Genomic DNA, 22,358 nt, shown 5'->3' on the forward strand with positions numbered 1-22,358 from the left:
TGCCGCGCGCATCAAAGCCCGTAGGCTGGGCAGGTAGGGACCATGGGGCGAGCGGCCCCATGGGTGGAAGAGGTTCAACAGTCGGCAGCCGGCCATCGGCGCCCTTGCAGGCCCTGGAGGGCCGGGCGCGGCCACCGACCGACCGGAGGGAGACGCTGGGTGATCGAGCTGGAAGATGTTCCCGAGTTGATCGACCCGGTGATGGTGTGCGCCTTCGAAGGCTGGAACGACGCCGGTGACGCCGCCTCGGCGGCCGTGGCGCATCTGGACGAGACCTGGAGCGGGAAGGTGTTCGCCGCCCTGGACGCGGAGGACTACTACGACTTCCAGGTGAACCGGCCGACGGTCTGGCTGGACGGCGGCGTCCGCCGGATCACCTGGCCGACCACCCGGCTGTCGGTCGTCCGGGTCACCGAGCCGAAGACCAGGGACCTGGTGCTCGTCCGCGGCATCGAGCCCAGCATGCGCTGGCGCTCGTACTGCAACGAGCTGCTCGGCTTCGCCCACGAGCTGGGCGTGGAGCTGGTGGTGATCCTGGGCGCGCTGCTCGGCGACACCCCGCACAGCCGTCCGGTGCCCGTCAGCGGGGTCACCTCCGACCCCGACCTGGCCCGCACCCTCGACCTGGAGGAGAGCCGCTACGAGGGCCCGACCGGGATCGTCGGCGTGCTCCAGGAGGCCTGCACCCACGCCGGGGTGCCGGCCGTGACGCTCTGGGCGGCCGTGCCGCACTACGTCGCGCAGCCGCCGAACCCCAAGGCCACCCTGGCGCTGCTCAACAAGCTGGAGGACCTGCTCGACCTGCGGATCCCGCCGGGCGAGCTCGGCGAGGACTCCCGCGCCTGGCAGCTCGGGGTGGACCAGCTCGCCGCCGAGGACAGCGAGGTGGCCGAGTACGTCCAGCAGCTGGAGGAGGCCCAGGACACCGCCGAGCTCCCGGAGGCGTCCGGCGACGCCATCGCCCGCGAGTTCGAGCGCTACCTGCGCCGCCGGGAGAACCTCGGCCCGACCGGCGAGAAGCCGGTCGCCGGGCACGCCACCGCAGAGCGTCCGGCCGAGCCGGAGACCGGTGCCACCGACACCAAGACCGGCGAGGACGGGCCCGAGGCGGGCACCGAGGAATGAGCCGCGCACCGCGGCGCCGGACCATGCCGAAGGGGCGTCAGGATCTCCTTGGGTTCTAGGAGTCGTTGCAACATCCCAGTGCAGGGGATGCGATGGACTTCGAGATCCGCGCGGACAGGACGCCTCAGGGTCCTCGAAAGCTGAGTCGGGAGCGAGAGGCATACTCCCGGCTCATGCAGCAGGGCTACAGCAACAGGGAGGCCTGCCGGATCGTCGGGATCGACGAACGGACCGGCCAGAAGTGGCGTAACGGGCGAAAGCCCACAGGGAAGCAGAGAACGGCGCTGCTGCCGCTTCGCGCGGCAGCAGCGCCTCCCGGCGCTTCGCGGTACCTGCGCGAGAGTGACCGCATCCATATCGCCGACCGGCTCAGGGAGCGGGCTACGATCCGCGAGATCGCGGTCGAGCTGGGCCGCAGCCCGTCAACCGTCAGCCGGGAGATCCGCCGCAACCGCCACCAGGAGAGCGGGGCATACCGGCCGTACGCCGCCCAGGCCCGGGCGGACGGCCGCCGGCCCCGCCCCAAACCGGGGAAGATCGCCGAGAACACCGAGCTGCGGAACTTCATCCAGGACCATCTGGACCGGAAGTGGAGTCCGGAGCAGATCTGCCAGGCTCTGCGGGACACCTTTCCCGAGCGGCCGGAGATGCACGTGGTCCACGAAACGGTCTACCAGGCCCTCTACGTCCAGGGCCGGGGCGAGTTGCGCCGGGAGCTGGCCAAAGCCCTGCGATCGGGACGCACCTGGCGCAAGCCGCACCGCCAGGCCACCTGCCGCCAGCCCAGGTTCGCCACCCCCATGGTCATGATCAGCGAGCGTCCCGCCGAGGCCGAGGACCGGGCCGTGCCCGGCCACTGGGAAGGCGACCGTGCGACACGAAGCTGCACGAGTTTGAGTGGACTGACCGATTGGAGGGGCGGCTGATGAGGCCGTAATTGCAGTCACGGGTCCGTGTCCGTATGACCCGTCCCCACCCTTGACGTGCGATGCCGGTAACGGCGTGGTGCGAAGCTCAGGGGAAAGCCCAAGGACTTCCGTTCCATCCGGAAGTTACCGGCAAGGGGAAGACCGGACGGGTGAACGCAAGTGAACTCTCGTTGATGCCTCGTGATCCCAAGCCCCGCCGATGGAAAGCACCAGCGGGGTGCATGGCTGGCCGCTGAGAAGCGGCAGGCGCTGGCCGGTAGAGGTCACTCCGGCCAGGTGGACACCGCCGCCTCGGGGTAAAGAGAGCACCCACCCCGGTCGTATCTCACTCGTGTGGAACGTGGAAACCCCGTTGGGGTCCGAGCCTGCGTGGCTCGGTCGGCCGACCGTGAGGAAGGCTCAACTCCCCAGCGGGAACAGGATGGCCCAAGAAGCCAATGCCGGAAGCCGAAAGGAAACGGGAACCCGGGGCAGCATGATCGGCCTCTCCGTCGATCGCCTCGCATAACCGTCCGGATACAGGCTGCTGCCTGGACCCGAAAGGGTGCTGACGTGGGCCGGGTGAGCCTGTGCGGACTCACTGGACGAAGACGACGGAACCGAGGGACAAGTTGGACACCAACACGGATGCGGACGGAGCGGTCCAGACCGTCCCGGCTGCTGCCGCGACGGTGAACGGACCTGAGGGCGAAGGCCTGGACTGGGCGTCGGTCAACTGGCGCCGCGCCGAGGAGGACGTACGGCGTCTGCGGCAGAGAATCTTCACGGCATCGCAGGCAGGGGACCTGAAGAAGGTCCGCAACTTGCAGAAGCTGATGCTCCGGTCCCGTTCGAACACGCTCTTGAGTGTGCGGCGGGTCACGGAGATCAACGCAGGACGCGCGACGGCGGGAGTCGACGGGAAGGTGGTACTGCTTCCCCAGTCGAAGGCCGCGCTGGCCCACTGGGTCCAGCACCGGGCCCGACCCTGGACTCCCCAGCCCGTCAAGCGGGTGTTCATCCCGAAACCAGGGACCACGAAGAAGCGCGGCCTCGGGATTCCCGTGATCGTCGACCGGTGCCTTCAAGCTGTGGCACTGGGCGCACTGGAACCCGAGTGGGAAGCGCGGTTCGAGCCGAAGTCGTACGGCTTCCGGCCCGGCCGCGGCTGTCACGACGCGATCGGGGCCATCTACTCCACGCTCAACGGGAAGAACCCGCAGCGTGTGTGGGTGCTCGACGCGGACCTGACGGCGGCGTTCGACCGTATCGACCACGCCCGGCTGATGGCCGCGCTCGGCACCTTCCCCGCCCGGGGACTGGTCCGGCAGTGGCTGAAGGCCGGGGTCGTGGACAAAGGTCGGTTCGCCCCGACCGAGGAGGGAACTCCGCAGGGCGGGGTGATCAGCCCGTTGCTCTTCAACGTGGCCCTGCACGGGATGGAGGAAGCCGCAGGGGTCCGCTACTTCACCGCCGGCCGAGACGCCGGCAGTGCGCAGAGCGGAAGCCCCGTGCTGGTGCGGTACGCAGACGACTTTGTCGCGATATGCACCAGCCGTGAGCAGGCCGAACTGGTCAAGGAACGGCTGGCCGCATGGCTGACGCCCAGAGGACTCGCCTTCCACGAGGACAAGACACGCATCGTCCACGCGGAGAGCGGGTTCGACTTCCTGGGGTTCAACGTCCGCCGGTATCACGGCAAACTGCTGATCAAGCCGAGCACAGCGGCGCAACGACGGATCCGGGAACAGCTGCACGCCGAGATGTTGGCCCTGCGAGGGGCCAACGCTGCGGCCGTGCTCAAGAAGATCAACCCCATCGTGCGGGGCTGGTCGGCCTACTACCGGACGGTGGTGTCCAGCGAGGTCTTCACGGCGCTGGACAACTACATGTGGACGCTCGCCTACAAGTGGGCCAAGCACAGCCACCCGAACAAGCCGAAGCACTGGGTCTCCAGCAAGTACTTCGGCCGGTTCAACAAGTCCAGGAAGGACCGGTGGGTGTTCGGCGACCGCGACAGCGGCGCCTACCTACTCAAGTTCTCCTGGACGAAGATCGTCCGGCACCAGTTGGTCAAGGGCAGGGCGTCTCCGGATGACCCTGCCCTGGAGCCGTACTGGGCCGAGCGGCGCCGCAAGGGACCACCTCTGCCGGTGGACGGTATGACCATGCGCCTGCTTCAGGCCCAGCACGGTCGCTGCCCAGCCTGCGGAGGGCTCCTGCTGCACGCCGACCACCCGCCGCGAAGCCCCCAGGAGTGGGAGACGTGGCGGGCCGTCATCAGGAAGGCGATCTCCAAGCAGTACGTCGCGTTCCTGGGCGGGAGCACGCCGGGCGATCAACGAATCCGTCTCCTCCACACCCAGTGTCAACGGCGGAACGGAGCCGCCGAGCCGACACGTCCCGCACCTTCGCCTGCCCGCGAGCCCACGGGGCTTGCTTGAGCCGTGTGCGGTGAAAGCTGCTTGCACGGTTCTGAGGGGGCCGGGGTCCCAGTAATGGGCCCCGGCTACCCGACTGATCATCGGCAAGGACAGCGGATCCGCGATCGGCACTCTCGTTGAACGGGCCACCCGCTATGTGGTGCTCCTGCACCTGCCGAACGGCCGCACCGCCGAACACGTCCGCGACGCGCTCGTGGACACCGTCCGAACCCTGCCCGGCCACCTGGTCAGGTCACTGACCTGGGACCAAGGCTCGGAGATGGCCGCCCACGGCTCGTTCACCGTCGCCACCGGCGTCCCGGTCTACTTCTGTGACCCGGCCAGCCCTTGGCAACGCGGCTCGAACGAGAACACGAACGGGCTTCTGCGGCAGTACTTCCCCAAGGGCACCGACCTGTCCGCCCACAGCCCTGAGCACCTGGTCGCCGTCGCCGCCGAGCTCAACGGCCGCCCACGCAAAACGCTCGGCTGGGAAACCCCAGCCGAGCGCCTGCATAAACTGCTCGCGGCCTGATCAAAACGACCACGTGTTGCAACGACCCCTAGAAACCGCCCTCTCCTGACGCCCCTTCGGCATGTCGCCGGGGCCGCGGACCCGGCCTTTCCTACAGCGCGACGCCGAGCAGGGCGTCGACGGTGCGCGAGACCAGTCCGGGGGCGGTGATGTCGCTGCCGCCGTCGGCCTCCTGACGCTCGGCCCAGCGGTCCACCGCGGCCAGCGCGGTGGGCGTGTCCAGGTCCTCGGCCAGCGCCGCCCGCACCTCGGCGAGCAGGCCCTCGGCCGACGGGCCGTCAGGACGCGAGACGGCCGCGCGCCAGCGCGCCAGCCGCTCCAGGGCCTCGTCCAGGGTGGCCTTGGTCCACTCCCAGTCGGAGCGGTAGTGGTGGCCGAGCAGGGCCAGCCGGATCGCCGCCGGGTCCACGCCCTCGCGGCGCAGGGTGGAGACGAAGACCAGGTTGCCGCGGGACTTGGACATCTTGTGCCCGTCCAGGGCGACCATGCCCGCGTGCACGTACGCCTGGGCGTAGGGGTGCTCGCCGGTGGCGACCTGGGCGTGCGAGGCGCCCATCTCGTGGTGCGGGAAGGACAGGTCGCTGCCGCCGCCCTGGATGTCGAAGGACATGCCGAGGTACTCGAGGGCGATGGCGACGCACTCGATGTGCCAGCCGGGCCGGCCGTGGCCGAGCTCGGTGTCCCAGGCGGGCTCACCGGGCCGGGCGGCCAGCCAGAGCAGGGCGTCCAGCGGGTGCTTCTTGCCCGGGCGGTCCGGGTCCCCGCCGCGCTCGGCGAAAACCGGCCGCATCTCGTCCCGGGTGAGCCCGGAGACCTCGCCGAAGCGCGGGTCCGACTCGACCGAGAAGTAGATGTCGCCGTCCAGGTCGTACGCGGCGCCGCTCGCCAGCAGCTTCTTCACCAGCGGCACGATCCACGGGATCGACTCGACGGCGCCGATGTAGTGGGCCGGCGGCAGCATCCGCAGGGCCGTCATGTCCTCGCGGAACAGCGCGGTCTCGCGCTCGGCGAGGGCCACCCAGTCCATGCCGGTCTCGACGGCGCGGACCAGCAGCGGGTCGTCCACGTCGGTGACGTTCTGGACGTAGAGGACGTCGTGGCCGGCGTCCTTCCAGACGCGCTGCACCAGGTCGAAGGTGTTGTAGGTGGCGGCGTGGCCGATGTGGGTCGCGTCGTAGGGGGTGATGCCGCAGACGTAGATCCGGGCGGTGCCGTCCTGCGGCACCACCTCCCGGATACCGCCCGCGGCGGTGTCGTGGATACGCAGGGGGAGCCCCTGACCAGGCAGGGCGGGAACCTCGGAGGCGGGCCAGGCATGCATGGGAACGACTCTAACCTTGCGATCATTTGAAAGCCTAACCAGTACGCAAGATCGGCCGGAATCCGTTCGCGGACCGACCGGCCTCTGCTGCCGGGGCCCGGCGGCGGTCCGGCCGGCAGGCTGTGGGGCACCTGCCGGCGGGCCGCCGCCGGGCGGTCATGCGGGACGGGACGGACCGCCGGCGGCGCCGGCCCGCCCGGGCGGCGTCAGGTCCGCTGCCAGAGCGCCGGGACGTTCGGCGGCTCCCAGCCGGTCATGGCGGTGTGTCCCTGGAGGCAGCGGTAGCCGACCCCGCCGTAGGTGACCCGGTCGCCGGTCGCGTACGTGGTGCCGGCCTGCCAGCTGCCGGACGGCTGGGAGGTCGGGCTCTGGGTGGGCCGCGGCGAGGCGCTGGTGGGGGTGACGGTGGGGGTGGCGCTCGGGCTGCCCGAGGGGGACGGCGTCTGCGGCAGGTCCAGCACGAAGTCGAAGCTGCCGAGCTTGCCCGAGCCGACCTGCTGCACGGTCATCAGCAGCGCCGGGTCGTAGATCGTGTCGCTGCTGTTGCGCGGCTCCCCCGGGAAGTACAGCTGGGTGGTGAGGATCGGCCGGCCCGGCGCCTGGACCTTCACATGGATGTGCCTGGTCCGGCCGGGGTAGAGGCCGGGGACGATGGTGGTCAGGCTGAACGCGCCCTGGGCGTTGGTGAACTGGTGGCCACGGAAGGTGAACCCGACGTTGTCGTAGTTCCCGTTCACGTCGGCCTGCCAGAAGTCGAGCAGGGCGCCGGCGACGGGCAGGCAGGCCCGGCCGAAGACGTACCCGCTCACGGTCAGCGGCGTGCCCGGGGTGCCCGCGGTCACCAGGGAGGTGCGCAGCGGCGAGTTCGGCTTGAAGTAGGGGCCCTCGGTCTGCTCGATGGTCGGGTGGTCGCCGTCGTCGCATTCGGGGGTGAGGTCCAGCGGTCCGCCGCCGGGGCCGAGGTCCCGGGCGAGGGCGGCGCCGCCGCCGAGCAGCAGCGGGGTGGCGCCGGCCAGCACGGCGGCCTTCAGGACGGTCTTACGGCTGATCCGGCGGTCGGCCGGGCCCGGGTGGGTGGAGGCCTCGGTTCCTGTCGCGGTGTCTCGGGGGTCGCGGGCGTCTGTGGGGGACATGCACCGACTCCTTCGGGTGGTGGGATGGTGTGTCGCAGGCCTACGGCATGCGCATGTCAGGCAAGGAGCCCGGCGGTGGCCCGCGCCGTACGGCGCACCCGGCGGGCCTCACGGCGCCGCCCGGCGGCACCGCGGTCGGGCCGCGGTGGGGAGCTGCAGCCAACCTACGGGCGGGCCGGCGGGGCGGCGATGGACGCGATCCGGGGATCGTGGTGCTTTTCTGCACCGCCGGACCGGAACTCCCCCGGCGTCACCCCGGTCTCCCGCCGGAAGAACCGGCAGAAGTACGCCGGGTCGGCGAAGCCCGCCTCCCGGGCGATCTGCCGGACCGTCAGATCGGTTTTCAGCAGCAGCCGTTTGGCCTCCAGAGCCAGCCTTCCCCGGATCAGCTGACCCGGCGTGCGGCCGGTCGCCTCCTTGACCAGGCTGTGCAGGTGCCCCACCGAGACGCCCAACTCCCTCGCATACCAGGCCACCTGCCGCTCCACCGGACCCTCGGTCGCGATCAGCCGGGTGAACCGGGACGCCAACTCGGCCGCCCGGCCCGCCGCCTGCGGAGTCCCCGGGGCCAGCGCCCGGCCCGCCCGCACCACCAGGATGTGCAGATAGGCGCGCAGCACCCCGGCGCAGCCCGGCAGCGCCGCGCGGTACTCGCGCTCCAGCTCGGCGAAGAGCGCGGCCAGGCCGCCGGCCTCCGCCCCCGGGTTCAGCCATGGACTGCCGGCGAGCAGCCGCAGCACGGCGGCGTCCTCGGGATGGTCGAGGAAGTCCTCGTTGAACAGCGCGACGAAGCCGCTGAGCTCCTCGGCGCCGTCCCAGTGGTGCACCTGTCCGGGCGTGATCACGCACAGGTGCGGGGGCCGCAGCGGCCAGTGCGCGAGGTCCAGCACGTGGGCGCCCCGGCCGCCGGTGACGTACACCATCTCGTAGAAGGAGTGCCGGTGCGGGAACGCGGCGCGGGAGAGCGGCCCGATGGTGTCGAAGGAGCCGATGGCGAAGGGGAGGACGTTCGGGGCGGGCACCTCCAGGTCGTGCCGCGGCACGGCCTCCTGCGGGCGGCGGCCCGCCGCCCCGCGCTCGCCGGTCCGGCCGGTTCCTGGACGATCCACCGGTGCAGTCTGGGCCCTGCGCGGCGCGCCGTCCAGGGTGCGGATGCCTCCCCGGGCCCACGTCGGGCCGACTCCACGGGGGCGTGCGGGGGCCGGTCCGCGCCGGCCATGGACCTGTACGGCGCACTCCGGAGCCACGCGACCGGCGCCGCCCGAAGTGCCCCCGATGCGCCGGGTGGAGGACCTCCACCCGCAACATGTTCGTGCCCTACCTTTCCCGTCAGGACCATTCGGTACTGAAAGGAAGCCCCCGTGCCCGAGTCCGCCCTGCCCTTTCCCCAGTCCGCGCCGCCGCTGCTGGAAGGCTCCGCGCGCGAGGTGCTGAAAGGCACCTTGGTCCCGGTCGACGTCACACCCCCGGAGAGCACCGGGGGGTCCGACAGGGCGCCTGCCGGCGGGCCCGCCGGCGGCCTGGTCAAGTACGTCGCCGTGCGGCAGCTGGCACTGTCGCACGGCGACGGCGAACGGGTCGCGGACCGCCTGCGGGCCGCTCCGGGCGGCCCGCCGAAGGCCGGAACCCCCGTCTCCGCCAGGACCTTCGAGGTGCTCGCCGCCTTCGAGGACCCGCTGGTGCCGGCGCTGGAACCGGACATCGCCACCGTCGCCACGATCCCCGCGGCCGAGCTGGAGGCGTTCGCGGGCGCACTCGCCGAGGTGCGCACCGACCTGCTCCGGCAGGCCCAGGACGGACCCTCGGCGGCCGGGACCGACCTGCCCGCCCGGGCGCTCAACTCCGTGCTGGTCGCGCTGAAAGGACTCGGCACGGCGGCGACGCCGCCGGTGGGCCTGCTGAACCTGGAACGGATCGAGATGGTGCCGAACGGCATCGAACGCGGCGAGCTGGTCGCCACGATCCCGATGGCGCCCGGCGAGGAGACCGCCGTGACGCACACCGAATGGTCGGTCACCTCGAAGGAGTTCACCACCATCGTGACCGACTCGCTGGAGGAGGTCAGCGAGACCGGGGTGACCGACAACACCGACCTCTCGCAGTCGACCGGCTCGCAGAGCCAGCACTCGAACCAGTTCAACATCACCGGGACGGTCCAGGGCGGCATCCCGGTCATCTCGGGTTCGAGCACCAGCGGCTTCACCGCCCAGGACTCCGGTTCCAAGTCCGCGACGGAGAGCATCAAGCACGCCCGGACCACGACCGCCCGGGCCTCCTCCCGCTCCCGGCGCGAGCACAAGGTCACCATCTCCACCAGGACGGAGACGGGTACCTCGGAGGTGTCCACCCGGATCCTTCGCAACGCCTCACCGCAGCCGGTACGGGTCGACTACTTCAGCCTGATGCGCAAGTGGCGGGTGCGGCTGTACCGCTACGGACTGCGGCTCACCTACGACATCGTCGTGCCCGAGCCGGGCGCCGCGATGCGCCGCGCCTACGCCGAGCTGGAGGCGCTGCGCGCCCAGCAGGGACAGTTCGAGTTCACGGTCAAGCCCTCCGACGTCACGACGGCGCCGGTCGGCCCGGACGGGAACCCCGCCGGGCCCGGTGACCCCGGCGTACCGAGGTACCGCTGGCTCGCCGACCGGTACGGGGCGACGGTACGGACGTACCCGGTCGATCCGGCACCGGTGCCGGCGAGCGCGCACGTGGGGACGAACGGGGGCTGGTGGTTCCTCGATCTGGAATTCGACGTCCCCGGCACGGCCCGCATCCGCGAGATCGTGCTCGACGCGCACATCGGCAAGCAGGACGGCGACGACAACAAGCTGAACTTCGACGTGATCGGCACGGTGATCCGGCCCGAGTGGAACAACCTGACCGGCGCACTGGTCATCCGCGACCAGACCCTGATGGCCACCCCCACGGTGCCCTTCCTGCACGGACACACCGGCCACCAGAAGGTCACCTGCTTCTTCCACCACTCCGACCAGGTCTTCGTGGGACTCAACGCCTTCTGCGAGCTGACCCAGGAGACCGTCGAGCAGTGGCGGGCCGAAGTCTGGACCGCCCTTCACGACGCCGCGCAGGCCCAGTACTTCGCGCGTCAGCAGGACATCGCCGCGCAGATCCTGGCGATCGAGGAGAAGCTGGCCGGCGTCGACACGCTAACCCTCCGGCGCGAGGAGAACGACGAGATCATGAAGAGCGTGCTGCGCTTCATCCTCGGCCCCGGCTTCGCCTTCATGCCGGACGAAGTACTCGCCGCCTTCCAGGCCGCCGGCGTGGACCTGGCCCACGGCATCGGCTTCGACGGGGCGGCGCCCGGCCTCGACCAGGACCGGTGGACGCTGCTGCGCCGGCACGAGGAGCTGGTCCGCTTCATCAACCAGGCGATCGAGTGGGAGAACGTCGTCACGTTCCTGTACTCGTACTTCTGGGACGTCCCGCCGAGCTGGCGCTTCGTCCGCGAGCTGCGCCACCCGGACGCCAACCGGCAGGCGTTCCTGCGCGCGGGAAGCGCCCGGATCGTCCTGACCGTGCGCAAGGGCTGGGAGGAGCGCTGGATGCGCTTCGCCGAGGGGGGTTCACCGGGCGCGGAGATCCCCCCGGCCTACCTGTCGATCGCGCAGGAGATCGCGGCGTACGACGACCGCAACTACCCCGGGATCCCGCCGGCCAACCCGGGCCGGACGGCCGCCCGGCTGCAGGACGCGGTCTACACGACCTCCGCCGCGAACCTCGTGCCGAGCCCGAACCCGGTCACCTTCACGGTCGAACGCTCCACCGGGTTCGTGGTCGGGCTTCCGGTCGTCCTCGACACCGAGGACGACCGGCACGTCCAGGAGTCGGTGCGGATCGTCGCGATCCCCAGCCAGACGCAGATCACCGTGGAGCGGGTGCAGTTCGCCCACCGGGGCACCACGGCGCCGTTCGCGGTCCTGCAGCCGGGGGAGAAGGGCGCGCTCATCGCCGAGTGGAACGAGTACACGCCCACCTCCGGCACCGACATCGCGATGACCTCCGATCTCCCGTCCATCGCCTGACCCCGCAACCCTTACGGAGGGAACATGACCAAAGCCGGCTCCTTCGCCGCCGCCGTGGCCCTGGTCGCCAAGGCCGAGGCACTGTTGACCAAGGCCGGACGGACGGACGTCCAGGAGCGGCTGGCGATGCTGCGCGGCGTCTTCTACGGCACGACCTGGTCCCTGGACTACGAGGTGGAGAGCCGGAGGTCGGTGCCGGGCGCGGTGATCCGCAACGCCGGTTTCGTCACCTACACCGGCCACTCCCCCGCCGATCCGCGGCCCGCCTTCGGGAAGACCGGTGTGCTGAAGGATCTCAAGGACTCGCAGAGCCTGCGCGACGGCACACGCTCGGTCGACCTGGGCCACCTGCTCATCGGGCTGGAGACCCGCGCCGGCCGCACCCGGACCCTGGTCTTCCCCGAAGGGGGTACCGGCCTGGAGGTGGTGACCTGGCTGGGCGACCTGGGCGGCGGGGCCGCCAACCTCGCCCGCCGCCGGGTCAAGGACCCCACCGCGAGCGTCCAGCACGTCTTCGACAACCCCACGTCGGACTACGGCGTCACCGACAACCTGGAGGGCGACGCGGCCGCGTACCTGGTGGCGGCCGGGGCGACCCCGGGCGGCGTACCCGTGTTCGGCTCCGGCACGGTCGGTGACGCGCTCAAGGCCTACCTGCTGCCGGCCACCTCGCCGGGGTGGACCAAACGCGCCGTCGGCTTCGCCACCGCCGTCGGAGCCACCGTCGGACCGGCCGGGATCACCAACAGCACGGCGCTGGTGACCGCCCTGACCAATAAACTGACCGACTTCGGCTACTGGTACGCCACCACCAGGTGGGTGCCCACCGGGGAGCTCGTCGGCGGCGCCGCCGAGCAGACCTGCCGGAACATGGAGGGAGCGGCCAGGGAGGTGGCCACCGTCTTCGTGGCCACCCTGTCGCGAGCCGTCACGGCACCGCACCGGCCGATCAAGGCCGCCGCGCCCTTCCCGCCGCCCAGCAGGGCAGGCAGCTGCGGGAGCACGCTCCTCAAGCTGGCGGCGCTCGCGGGCGGTTGACCGGAGCCCGGTCGCCGGAGCCGGCCTAGATCGGCGGCCAGGGAATGGAGGGCCAGTCCTCGGACGGCAGCGGGTGCGCCGCGCTGCGGATCAGTGCGGCCGTCCGGTCGCCGGCGGCGGTGATCTCGGCCCGGGTGAGGTGCGGGGCGAGGCGCTCGCCGAGAGCACCGTCGAAGTCCGCGGCGAGGCGGCCGAGGACGTCCAGCGCCTCCTGGGGCAGCGGGGTGCCGGCCCAGCCCCAGAGCAGGGTCCGCAGCTTGCCCGGCACGGCGAAGGTGACTCCGTGGTCGATGCCGTAGATCCGGCCGTCGGCGGCGGGGATCAGATGGCCGCCCTTGCGGTCGGCGTTGTTGAGCACCGCGTCCAGCACCGCGAGCCGGCGCAGCCGGGCGTCGTCGGGGTGCACCAGCAGCGCGGTGCGGCCCCCGCCGACGTCGGCCCGGACGATCGGCAGCCAGCCGTCCTCCGGGCCCGCCGGATCCTGCAGCGCGAGCAGCGGCGCGGCGTCCGGGTCCGGCTCGACCCAGAGCTGGACCATGCCGGGGCCGTGCGGGCCCTCGCGCAGCAGGGTGGGCGGGATCAGCGCCCAGCCGGCGGCGGCGGACACCTCGTACGCGGCGACCTCGCGCCCGGCCAGCGTGCCGTCCGGGAAGTCCCAGAGCGGGCGCTCGCCGGCGACCGGCTTGTAGACGCACTGGGCGGTGACGCCGTCCAGGGTCACCGAGCAGTAGAGGGCGGCGTTGGAGGCGTCGGTCAGCCGGCCGTGCAGGGTGAGCGCGCCCTCGCGCAGCAGCCGCAGGGCGGCCGGGGCGTCGGCGGCCAGCGCCGCGCCGGCCACCGGGTCCGCGTCGGGGACGGCCGCCTCCCCCGGCTCGCGCTCGGGCTCGGCCACAGCTGCCTCCTGGTCCGCCGACGCGTCCGCGTTCAGCGCCGGTACCCGTTCGCGCGGGGGCACAGGTGGCCCTCGGGGTCGAGCGGGAGGTTGCAGAACGGGCAGGGCTTGCGGCCGGCGGCGACCAGGTCCAGCGCCCGCTTGGCGAACGCCCTGGCCATCGTGCCGCTGAGTCGCACCCGCAGCATGTCGGGGCCGTTCTCGTCGTCCTCGAAGACCTGCTCGGCGCCGTCCTCCTCGTCCTCGGCCTCGCCCTCGACCACCGCCTGCGCCTCGACCACCAGGCAGGAGTCGACACTGTCCCAGGCCAGGGCCATCGTGCCGACCCGGAACTCCTGCTCCAGCGGGAGGTCGAGCGGGGCGGTGTCGATCAGGTCGCCGGGGGCCCGGGCCGGGATGTCGGCGTCGCCGCCGCGCCGCAGGGCCTCGTCGAGGACCTCCTCGATCCGCTCGGCGAGCGCCGCGACCTGGGTCTTCTCCAGCAGCACGCTGGTGATCCGGCCTCGGGCGCTGGCCTGCAGGTAGAACGCCCGGGCGCCGGGCTGGCCGACGGTACCGGCCACGAACCGTTCGGGCTGGTCGTAGAAGAAGACCTGACGGGACACGCTCTCGCTCCGGATCGTTCTGTCGTCGTCGTACGGGAGACCGGCACCGGGTGGTACTGGCCGCGGTACCCGCCGGGCCGTCGTGCGAACGGGGCCCGAGTGTCACCCTACGGCCTGGGCGCCGGGCCCGGGGCGGGAGGCCGCAGCCCGGCGGGCCGGGTCAGCTCGCGCCGGTGTCGCCGCCGACCACGGCGTCGCCCGCCGGGGCGTCCGCCCGACCGGGCCGGGGGCCCAGCGAGGAGAGGTCACCGGTGTCCCCCATCCGCAGCAGGAACGGGCGCTGCGGGGTGTAGCGGATCGCGGTGACCGAGCACGGCTCGACGTTGATCCGCTGGAAGTGGTCCAGGTGCAGGCCCAGCGCGTCGGCGATCACCGCCTTGATGACGTCGCCGTGCGAGCAGGCGATCCAGACCGCGTCGTCGCCGTGCTCGACGGCGACCTTCTCGTTCCACTCGCGGACGGCCGTGACCGTCCGGTGGCTGAGTTCGCGCAGCGACTCCCCGCCGGGGAAGGCCGCGGCCGCGGCGTGGTCCTGCACGGTGCGCCAGAGCGGTTCGCCGGCCAGCTCGGCCAGCGGGCGGCCGGTCCACTCGCCGTAGTGGCACTCCCCGAGGCGCTCGTCCAGGGCCGGCCGGGGCAGTTCGGGACGCCCGGCGAGCAGCGGCTCCAGGGTCTGCCGGCAGCGCTCCAGCGGGCTGCTGACGGCCTGCGCGATCGGGACGCCGGTCAGGCGCCCGGCCAGCGCGGCGGCCTGGACCCGGCCGGTGTCGTCGAGTTCCACACCGGGGGTCCAACCGGCCAGGATTCCGGCCGTGTTCGCGGTGGAGCGGCCGTGGCGGACGAGCAGCAGGGTGGGCATGGGGCCAAGCGTACGGCCTGGCTCCGGCGGCCCGGCACAGGGTGCTGGTCCACCAGCCCGGGCAGCAGCCGGGCCAGGCCCCGGGGCCAGCCGCGGGCGGACGGCGTCGCGCCGGTGCTGTGACGACGCGGTGAGCTTTCGGCGGACCGGATTCCGGCGCGCCCCGTTCGGCGCGACAATGTCCCGCATGATCGTCGATTGCGCCACCTACCGCGACGGGCACCGCGTCGAGGGGCCGGAGGACTACTCCGACGCCCTGGCGGCCGCCCGGGCGGCCGGTGACAGCTTCCTCTGGATAGGGCTCCACGAGCCGACCACGGCCGAGCTGGACCTGGTCAGCGAGGAGTTCGGGTTGCACCCGCTGGCGGTCGAGGACGCCGTCAGCGCCCACCAGCGGCCCAAGCTGGAGGCCTACCAGGACTCGCTCTTCATGGCGCTCAAGACGGTCGGCCACCGGGACGGCACCCAGGCGGTCAGCACCGGCGAGATCATGATCTTCGTCGGCGACGCCTTCGTGATGACCGTACGGCACGGCGCGGACAGCCCGCTGCGGGAGCTGCGCGCCCAGCTGGAGAAGCAGCCGGAGATCCTGCGGCACGGCCCGGGCGCCGTGCTGCACTCGGTCTGCGACACGGTGGTGGACGGCTACCTGGACGTCGTGGTCGCCCTGGAGGGCGAGCTGGACGAGCTGGAGGCGGACGTCTTCGCCCCCGGGCGCCCGTCCGGCGACGCGGCGGAGCGGATCTACGGCTACAAGCGCCAGCTGGTGACCATGCGGCGGGCCACCGGCCCGCTGCAGGAGCCGCTGCTGCGCCTGGGCCGGGGCGGCGAGCCCTTCGTGACGGCCGAGGCGCTGCCGTACCTGCGGGACGTCGCGGACCACCTGTCCCGCGCCAACGAGCAGGTGGACGGCATGGACCGGCTGCTCACCGACATCCTGAGCGCCAACCTGGCGCAGGTCAGCGTGCAGCAGAACAGCGACATGCGGAAGATCTCCGCCTGGGCGGCGCTGGCCGCCGTGCCGACCCTGATCGCCGGCGTGTACGGGATGAACTTCGAGCACATGCCGGAGCTGCACCAGCGCTGGGGCTACCCGGGGGTGCTGCTGCTGATGACCGTGACCTGCGTGGTGCTGCACCGGGTCTTCAAGCGGAGCGGCTGGCTCTGAGGGTCTGCCGTCCGTGGGGCCCCGGCGCGTCCGGGACCCCCGCGGCGGCGCCTACTCAGCCAGGCCGGCGCGCTCCAGCGCCTGCACGCCGGTGCGCAGCGCCAGGACGCGCTCCTCCAGGGTGAACCCGGCCGGGGCCAGCGTCAGGGTGGTGACGCCGGCGTCCGCGTAGGCCTGCATCCGGTCCGCGATCCGGGCGGTGTCGCCGAGCAGCGAGGTGGCGTCGATCAGGTCGTGCGGGACGGCCGCGGCGGCGCCGGCGTAGTCCTTGGCGAGGTACTTCTCCTGGATCTCGTCGGCGGCCTGCTCGTAGCCCATCCGACGGGTCAGCTGGTTGTAGAAGTTCTTGTCCTTGCTGCCCATGCCGCCGATGTAGAGGGCGGCGTAGGAGCGCTGGCTGTCCGCCGCGGCCTTGACGTCCTCGCCGACCGAGATGGTCACGGTCGGGCAGAGGTCGAAGCCGTCCAGGGTCTGCCCGACCTTGGCGCGGCCGGCCTTCAGCGGCTCCAGGGAGAGCGCGGCGTGCTCGGGGGCGAAGAAGATGCCGAGCCAGCCGTCGGCGATCTCGCCGGTCTGCTCCAGGTTCTTCGGGCCGATGGCGGCGATGTACAGCGGGATGTGCTCGCGGACGGGGTGCACGGTGAGCTTCAGCGGCTTGCCGGGTCCGCCGGGCAGCGGCAGCGTCCAGCTGGCGCCCTCGTGCACCAGGCGCTCGCGGGACATCGCCTTGCGGATGATCTCCACGTACTCCCGGGTGCGGGCCAGCGGCTTGTCGAACTTCACGCCGTACCAGCCCTCGGAGACCTGCGGGCCGGAGACGCCCAGGCCGAGGCGGAAGCGGCCGCCCGAGAGGGTGTCGAGGGTGGCGGCGGTCATCGCCGTCATGGCGGGGGTGCGGGCGGGGATCTGGAAGATCGCCGAGCCGACGTCGATCCGCTCGGTCTTCGCGGCGACGTAGCTGAGGACGGTCGCGGCGTCGGAGCCGTAGGCCTCGGCGGCCCAGCAGACCGAGTAGCCCAGGCGGTCGGCCTCCTGGGCGACCGCGATGTTGTCGGCGTCCATGCCGAGTCCCCAGTAGCCGAGGTTGATGCCGAGTCGCATGTGGGTGCCAAGCCTTCCGTAGAGGTTCCGCGCGCGGCGCGGCGTCCAGGGGTGGTGGGCGCCGCGCGCACGCCGTCGAGCCTAGCCGCGCCGCGCGGCCCAATGCTACTGGCCGGTAGCTGTGGTGCGCGTCACACCGGCGTGTCGTCCGCCCCACCTGCCGTTCTGCGGGTCTGCGCACCTGCCCGGGCGGTGGCCGCTACGCTCAGCCGACGTGGGGATGCCTCACCCCACCAGCACGTTTACCAGCCAGCGGAGGGCCTGACCGATGGAAAAGCGACACCTCGGCCGTACCGGGCTGCGGGTCTCCAGGCTCGGTCTCGGCACCATGACCTGGGGCCGGGACACCGACGAGCACGAGGCGGCCGAACAGCTCAAGGAGTTCGTCGACGCCGGCGGCAACCTGGTGGACACCGCCGACGTGTACGCGGACGGCGGCGCCGAGTACCTGCTCTCCCGCCTCACCGACAACCTGATCCCCCGCTCCGAACTCGTGATCGCCACCAAGGCCGGCAGCGTGCCCGACTCGGACCGCCGCTTCGACACCTCCCGCGGCCACCTGCTGGCCGCACTCGACGGCTCGCTGCGCCGGCTCGGCACCGACTACGTCGACCTCTGGCAGGTCCACGCCTTCGACCCGGACACCCCCACCGACGAAACCCTGCACGCCCTCGACATCGCCGTCAGCTCCGGACGGGCCCGGTACGTCGGCGTCTCCAACTACAGCGGCTGGCAGCTCGCCAAGGCCGCCGCCCGGCAGAGCGCCGACCCCGCCCGGGTACCGCTGGCCGGGACACAGATGGAGTACTCGCTGCTGCAGCGCGGCATCGAACGCGAGGTGCTGCCCGCCGCGCTGGACGCCGGCGTCGGCCTGCTGGCCTCCTCCCCGCTCGGACGCGGCGTCCTCACCGGCAAGTACCGGCACGCCGTGCCGCAGGACTCCCGCGCGGCCTCCCCCTACCTCTCCGGCTTCGTCCAGCCCTACCTGGACGACCGCTCACGCCGGATCGTCGACGCGGTCGCGACCGCGGCCGACGGACTCGCCAGCAGCCCGCTGGCGGTGGCCCTCGCCTGGGTCCGGGACCGCCCCGGGGTGACGGGGGCCCTGATCGGGGCGCGGACCGTGCTCCAGCTGCGGGCGGCGCTGTCGGTGGAGGCGCTTACGCTTCCGGATGAGATCCGCGGTGCGCTCGACGACATCTCGGCGCCGGTCCACCGCTACCCCGACCACGAGTGGAGCGAGCTCTAGGCCGTTTCCGACGGTTCCCGCCGGGCGCGTGAACCGCAGGAGACGGCTCGGGCCGGTGTCCCGGGCCCTGCCCGGACGTCCCGGCCCGGTGCCCGCCCGCTCCCACGACGACGACCGGCCGCGGCCGCCACCCCCGAGGGTGGCGGCCGCCCCACTGCCCAGCAGTGGCGTACCCCTTTGGAGCGAATGGTGAGCGACACAGAGAACAGCGCTCCGGGCGGCCCCGCCGACGGCGGCCGGGCGGACGGCACCCCCGGCCAGGACAACGGGACGAACGGCGCCCCGGCCCACGGCCGGGCGGACGACGGCCGGGCGGACGAGGCCGGCCCGGCCTCCGCCACCGCCCGTACCGACACCGTCGCCGCGCTCGCGGAGGCGATCCGGGCGATCGGGCAGCAGGCCACCACCGGACCGGACCTGCGGACGGCGGCCCCGGCCGCCGACGGCACCACCCCGGGCACCGCTCCCGAAGCGGCCGCCCGGCGGGCCCACCAGCCGGACGAGCAGCGGGCTCAGGCCCTGCGGGCCGCGGCCGAGGTCCTGACGGCCGGCGGCGCCCCCGCCGACTTCGCCGACGCGGCCGTGGCCCAGCTCGGCGAGGGCGCGGCCGAGCTGCTGCGGGCCGACCCCTGGGCCGTCCTCGCCCTGCCCGGCGTCCGCCCCGAGCAGGCGGACGGCTTCGCGCGCGGCCTGCTCGGCGCCGAGGCCGGCCCGGGCGACCAGCGCCGCGCCGGCGCCCTGGTGCCGTGGCTGCTGGAGCAGGCCGCGCTGCGCGGGGACTCGGCCGTGGAGATCGGCGAGGTCGCCGCCGGGCTGGAACGGCTCGGCCTGCCGGAGCCCGCCGCCGCCCTCCAGGCGGTCGTGGTCGACGGCCTGGTGATGCCGTTCCAGGACGAGCTCACCGGCCCGGAGGCCCGCGCCGCGGCCGCCGGCTCCGAGGAGGACGACGAGCCGCCGACCCGGACCCTGCTCGCGCTGGAGCGGCTCGCCCTGGCGGAGGAGAGCCTGGCGGACGGCCTGGTCCGGGTGATGTCCACCTTCGTCCCGGGAGAGGACGCGCAGGCCGCCGAGCCGGACCCGACGGGCGCCGAGCCTTCGGGCCTCGCGGACGAGCCCTCGGACGCCGGGTCGGAACCCTCCGACACCGGGGACGAGCCCTCCGACACCGGGGCGGAGCCGGCAGCGACCGCCGAGACCTCGTCCCCGGCCCCCGCCCCCGGCCCGGCCGCCTGGGAGGCGGCCGCCACGGCAGCGCCCTCCTCCTCGGCCACCGCACTCGTCAGGGCCGTCGCCGGCAGCGCGCTGGTCACCCACACCGGCGGCGAGGCCTCCCGGGGCGAGGCGGCCGCACTGCTGCACGCCGCGCAGGGGCTCGGGCTGCGCGCCTGGGCCGCCACCTGGACCGACCAGGGCCGGCAGAGCCTGGCCGGACTGCTCCCCGCCGGGGCCGCCCCGGACATCGCGACCCTGGCCGACCTGCTCTCCGGCACCGCCGGCCCCGGCCGGGCCGGCGACGGCACCCTCGCGCTCGACCTGCTGGTCGTGCTGGACGCGCCGCTGCTGGACGCCGAACTGGCCGCCACCCTGTTGGAGTCGCTGGCCGACGGCACCCGCCTGGTGCTCAGCGGCGACCCCGGCCAGCTCTGGTCGGCCGGGCCGGGCCGGTTCTTCGCCGATCTGCTGGCCGCCAAGGTCTGCCCGGCGGTCGCCTCCCGGACGCCCGACTTCGGGCCGATCGGCGAGCTGGTGTCGGCCGTCGGCATCGGCGAGCTGCAGCCCGTCGACGCGCCCGACAAGGAGGTGGTGATCCTCACCGCCAAGGACGGCGGCGAAGCCGTCCACCGCGCCGTCCAGCTGCTGACCGACTCCATCCCGCGGGCCCTCGGCATCCCCTCCGAGCAGGTCGTCCTGCTGACCCCCGGGCACGGCGGCAGCGCCGGCACCCGGGCGCTGAACGCCGCCGCCAAGGCCCGGCTGAACCCGGGCCCGGGCAGGTTCGGCGGGTTCGACCCGGGCGACCGGGTGGTCCACTCCCCCGCCCCGGGCGTGATCCGCCCCGGCCGGGTGCTGGACGGCGACGCCACCGGCCTGCACCTGGAGCTCGCCGACGGCACCCGCAGCACGGTCGCCCCCGCCGATGCCGCCAAGCTGCGGCACGGCTGGGCCCTGACCGTCCATCAGGCCGTCGGCCGGCGCTGGCCCGGGGCGGTCGTGGTGCTCCCGGACGACGCCGGCGCCGGGCTGACCAGGCAGTGGGTCTACACCGCCTTCGGGCGGGCCGAGCGGCACCTCTCCGTGGTGCACGCGGCAGGCCCTGCCCTGCCGCAGGCCGTCGCCGAGCGGCCGGCCCGGCCCCGCACCACCCGGCTGCGCACGATCCTGGCCGAGAACGCCGAGCCCGCCTACTAGGGCTTGGCCCCGAGGCCGGACCGCCGACCCGGCCCGGGACGGACGGGCCGGCGGTCCGGTGCGCGAGCCCGGGGCGGCCGGGCCGGGCCCGGACGCCCCAACGGCACCGGGCGATGCCGGAGCAGTTGCTCCGGCATCGCCCGGGTTCAGGTCCGAACGGGCTCGCAGGCCCTGAGGCTCGTCGGGCGGTTCAGCCCGTGGGTCTCGTCGCCGCCGTCACTCCTCGGACTCCTCGTCGTCGTACACCTCGCTGACGTCGAAGCGGCAGATCAGCAGCTGCGGGTCGGCGTTCTCGAAGGGCTCCGGCAGCCACTCCCCCGGGTCGGTCGGCTCGGCGGCCGAGACCCAGAGCGTGGAGTCGCCCTCCTCCAGGCCGAACTCCTCGCTCCGGGCGGCGATCTCGTCCGGCTCGAACTCGCCGAACAGGACCCCGATCGCCGCGTTCACGCCACCCGCGCCGCCGCCTCCCGGCGTGAGCGTGCTGTCCAAGCGCTCGGCCTGGGCGCGCAGCCGCTTCGGATCGGCGATGTGGTAGTCGCGGCGGATCAGCACGCTGATCGCCTCGGGCTGGTCAGGGCCGCTGTAGGCACCCGGACCCTCGTCCCCGGGGACCTCGAAGGGCGTCACCTCGTCGTAGACCTCGTAGAGGAGCTGGTCGTACACGATGGCCGCCGACGCGAGCTGCTCGTAGGCGGCGAACACGGCGGGATCGTCCCCTGCGGTGGGGCTGGACACCGCTTCCAGATGACGGTCGATGGCGGCCTTGACCGCCTCGGCGGCGGCGCGTACCTCGGCAATGGTTGGCTGCGCGGCATCAGACATGGTGCAGACGCTATCTCCCCCCGGGGCCGCGACGCACAGCGGTTGTCACCTACACCCGCGTTTTCACCGCAACTTCCCCCCTGATGTCCGATCCGTGTGGTTCTGTGACGGCCGTCCACGGCACCGCCACGCCCGCCCGGAGCGGGGCGAACCCGCTTCCCGGCCTCCGGATCGGGGTATTCCGTCAACAGGAGCAGCGGAACTGATGATCTGTCAGTGTGACGGGCCGCCGTTACGCCCGTGACGGCAGGTGACCGGAGGTGGGCCCGGCCGAAAAAGCCTGGCCCGGTTGTCGGAGGCAGGCCTTAGGCTTGCCCGAAGGCGTCCCCAGGAGGAAAGTCTTGACCCCACCGAAGCTGGTTCGGCAGCCGGAGTACGAGTACCAGTCACTGCGCATGCCGCGCGGCACCACCCGAAACGCGGCCAGGCAACTGCTCACCGAGCACGCCGAGTACGGGCACTGGGAGTTGGACCGGCTACGGCTCTTCCCCGACGGGAGCCGCACCGTGCTGCTGCGCCGAAAGATCATCCGGCAGATCCGGAGCTGGTGACCGTCCGAAGCCGGGCGACCGCCCCTCGGTGCTGACCGCCCTGCGGTGGTGATGCGTGCGCACGGCCGCCCGGCCGTCGGCGCACCTCACGCCCCCGACTCCCCGGGCCTCCGTCCACCGGAACGCCCGCCCGCACGCATGACCGCGCGCCCAAGGCCGCTGCGAGCGGCTTC

16 protein-coding genes and 2 pseudogenes are annotated in these 22,358 nt (G+C 72.9%); 10 read left to right on the forward strand and 8 right to left on the reverse strand.

Features of this window, described 5'->3' with window-relative positions; all coding sequences use genetic code 11:
- The first annotated feature begins 159 nt into the window (after positions 1-159).
- The 4 genes and pseudogenes from OG689_RS08725 to OG689_RS08740 form a co-directional block, all read left to right on the forward strand.
- Positions 160-1,125, forward strand: a complete 966-nt coding sequence (locus tag OG689_RS08725; protein ID WP_266319134.1) for a PAC2 family protein — start codon at positions 160-162, stop codon at positions 1,123-1,125.
- A gap of 92 nt (positions 1,126-1,217) precedes the next feature.
- A pseudogene (locus OG689_RS08730) lies at positions 1,218-1,994 on the forward strand (IS30 family transposase); the annotation flags it as partial.
- A 671-nt stretch (positions 1,995-2,665) separates the two neighbouring features.
- Positions 2,666-4,477, forward strand: a complete 1,812-nt coding sequence (ltrA, locus tag OG689_RS08735; RefSeq protein WP_323189265.1) for a group II intron reverse transcriptase/maturase — start codon at positions 2,666-2,668, stop codon at positions 4,475-4,477.
- 73 nt (positions 4,478-4,550) lie between these two features.
- Positions 4,551-4,991: pseudogene (locus OG689_RS08740) on the forward strand (IS30 family transposase); the annotation flags it as partial.
- Between the two features lie 91 nt (positions 4,992-5,082).
- Here OG689_RS08740 and mshC read toward each other — a convergent pair.
- The 3 genes from mshC to OG689_RS08755 all read right to left on the reverse strand — a co-directional run bounded on the left by mshC (position 5,083) and on the right by OG689_RS08755 (position 8,488).
- A complete protein-coding gene (gene mshC, locus OG689_RS08745; RefSeq protein WP_266319135.1) occupies positions 5,083-6,312 on the reverse strand; it encodes a cysteine--1-D-myo-inosityl 2-amino-2-deoxy-alpha-D-glucopyranoside ligase in 1,230 nt (409 codons plus the stop codon).
- A gap of 206 nt (positions 6,313-6,518) precedes the next feature.
- Complete coding sequence (locus OG689_RS08750) at positions 6,519-7,445, reverse strand: carbohydrate-binding protein (protein ID WP_266319137.1); 927 nt, start codon at positions 7,443-7,445, stop codon at positions 6,519-6,521.
- Between the two features lie 164 nt (positions 7,446-7,609).
- The gene (locus OG689_RS08755) at positions 7,610-8,488 is read right to left on the reverse strand and encodes a helix-turn-helix domain-containing protein (protein WP_266326967.1); all 879 of its coding nucleotides are present in this window, start codon (positions 8,486-8,488) and stop codon (positions 7,610-7,612) included.
- Positions 8,489-8,806: 318 nt separating this feature from the next.
- Between OG689_RS08755 and OG689_RS08760 the strand changes: the two genes are divergently transcribed.
- Together OG689_RS08760 and OG689_RS08765 are read left to right on the forward strand one after the other, a co-directional pair.
- Positions 8,807-11,491 carry a hypothetical protein gene (locus OG689_RS08760; protein WP_266319138.1) on the forward strand — a complete coding sequence of 895 codons (2,685 nt, stop codon included), beginning with the start codon at positions 8,807-8,809 and terminating at the stop codon, positions 11,489-11,491.
- Between the two features lie 24 nt (positions 11,492-11,515).
- Entirely contained in the window at positions 11,516-12,529 is a 1,014-nt protein-coding gene (locus OG689_RS08765; RefSeq protein WP_266319140.1) for a hypothetical protein, read from the forward strand.
- 25 nt (positions 12,530-12,554) lie between these two features.
- Here the strand turns inward: OG689_RS08765 and OG689_RS08770 are convergent, their stop codons facing one another.
- From OG689_RS08770 to OG689_RS08780, 3 genes are all read right to left on the reverse strand, one after another.
- Positions 12,555-13,352, reverse strand: coding sequence for an SCO1664 family protein (locus tag OG689_RS08770; protein ID WP_266326969.1), 798 nt, complete (start codon positions 13,350-13,352; stop codon positions 12,555-12,557).
- A 101-nt stretch (positions 13,353-13,453) separates the two neighbouring features.
- A complete protein-coding gene (locus OG689_RS08775; RefSeq protein WP_266319142.1) occupies positions 13,454-14,026 on the reverse strand; it encodes a DUF3090 domain-containing protein in 573 nt (190 codons plus the stop codon).
- A gap of 160 nt (positions 14,027-14,186) precedes the next feature.
- Positions 14,187-14,885 (reverse strand): histidine phosphatase family protein, encoded by a 699-nt coding sequence (locus OG689_RS08780; RefSeq protein ID WP_266319144.1) that lies wholly within the window; start codon positions 14,883-14,885, stop codon positions 14,187-14,189.
- Between the two features lie 178 nt (positions 14,886-15,063).
- Between OG689_RS08780 and corA the strand changes: the two genes are divergently transcribed.
- Entirely contained in the window at positions 15,064-16,053 is a 990-nt protein-coding gene (gene corA / locus OG689_RS08785; protein ID WP_266319145.1) for a magnesium/cobalt transporter CorA, read from the forward strand.
- 51 nt (positions 16,054-16,104) lie between these two features.
- Here corA and OG689_RS08790 read toward each other — a convergent pair whose 3' ends face one another.
- Positions 16,105-17,154, reverse strand: coding sequence for an LLM class F420-dependent oxidoreductase (locus tag OG689_RS08790; RefSeq protein ID WP_266319146.1), 1,050 nt, complete (start codon positions 17,152-17,154; stop codon positions 16,105-16,107).
- Positions 17,155-17,422: 268 nt separating this feature from the next.
- Between OG689_RS08790 and OG689_RS08795 the strand changes: the two genes are divergently transcribed.
- Positions 17,423-18,403, forward strand: a complete 981-nt coding sequence (locus OG689_RS08795) for an aldo/keto reductase (protein WP_266319148.1) — start codon at positions 17,423-17,425, stop codon at positions 18,401-18,403.
- Between the two features lie 189 nt (positions 18,404-18,592).
- The gene (locus OG689_RS08800) at positions 18,593-20,812 is read left to right on the forward strand and encodes an ATP-binding domain-containing protein (protein ID WP_266319150.1); all 2,220 of its coding nucleotides are present in this window, start codon (positions 18,593-18,595) and stop codon (positions 20,810-20,812) included.
- Positions 20,813-21,028: 216 nt separating this feature from the next.
- Here OG689_RS08800 and OG689_RS08805 read toward each other — a convergent pair whose 3' ends face one another.
- On the reverse strand, positions 21,029-21,634 hold the full coding sequence (locus tag OG689_RS08805; protein WP_266319152.1) for a hypothetical protein: 606 nt from the start codon (positions 21,632-21,634) through the stop codon (positions 21,029-21,031).
- Between the two features lie 356 nt (positions 21,635-21,990).
- On the opposite strand from OG689_RS08805, the gene OG689_RS08810 reads away from it, so the two are divergent.
- Positions 21,991-22,185, forward strand: coding sequence for a DUF5703 family protein (locus OG689_RS08810; protein ID WP_266326971.1), 195 nt, complete (start codon positions 21,991-21,993; stop codon positions 22,183-22,185).
- The last annotated feature ends 173 nt before the right edge of the window (positions 22,186-22,358 follow it).

The organism is Kitasatospora sp. NBC_00240, assembly GCF_026342405.1.
In the GTDB taxonomy this organism is placed as follows: Bacteria; Actinomycetota; Actinomycetes; order Streptomycetales; family Streptomycetaceae; genus Kitasatospora.

What these genes read in the sequence shown, in the direction of transcription:
- OG689_RS08750 (WP_266319137.1), bottom strand. Translation starts at nt 7,445, where the DNA reads ATGTCCCCCACAGACGCCCGCGACCCCCGAGACACCGCGACAGGAACC.
- OG689_RS08765 (WP_266319140.1), top strand. Translation starts at nt 11,516, where the DNA reads ATGACCAAAGCCGGCTCCTTCGCCGCCGCCGTGGCCCTGGTCGCCAAG.
- OG689_RS08805 (WP_266319152.1), bottom strand. Translation starts at nt 21,634, where the DNA reads ATGTCTGATGCCGCGCAGCCAACCATTGCCGAGGTACGCGCCGCCGCC.
- OG689_RS08790 (WP_266319146.1), bottom strand. Translation starts at nt 17,154, where the DNA reads ATGCGACTCGGCATCAACCTCGGCTACTGGGGACTCGGCATGGACGCC.
- corA (WP_266319145.1), top strand. Translation starts at nt 15,064, where the DNA reads ATGTCCCGCATGATCGTCGATTGCGCCACCTACCGCGACGGGCACCGC.
- mshC (WP_266319135.1), bottom strand. Translation starts at nt 6,312, where the DNA reads ATGCATGCCTGGCCCGCCTCCGAGGTTCCCGCCCTGCCTGGTCAGGGG.
- OG689_RS08795 (WP_266319148.1), top strand. Translation starts at nt 17,423, where the DNA reads ATGGAAAAGCGACACCTCGGCCGTACCGGGCTGCGGGTCTCCAGGCTC.
- OG689_RS08780 (WP_266319144.1), bottom strand. Translation starts at nt 14,885, where the DNA reads ATGCCCACCCTGCTGCTCGTCCGCCACGGCCGCTCCACCGCGAACACG.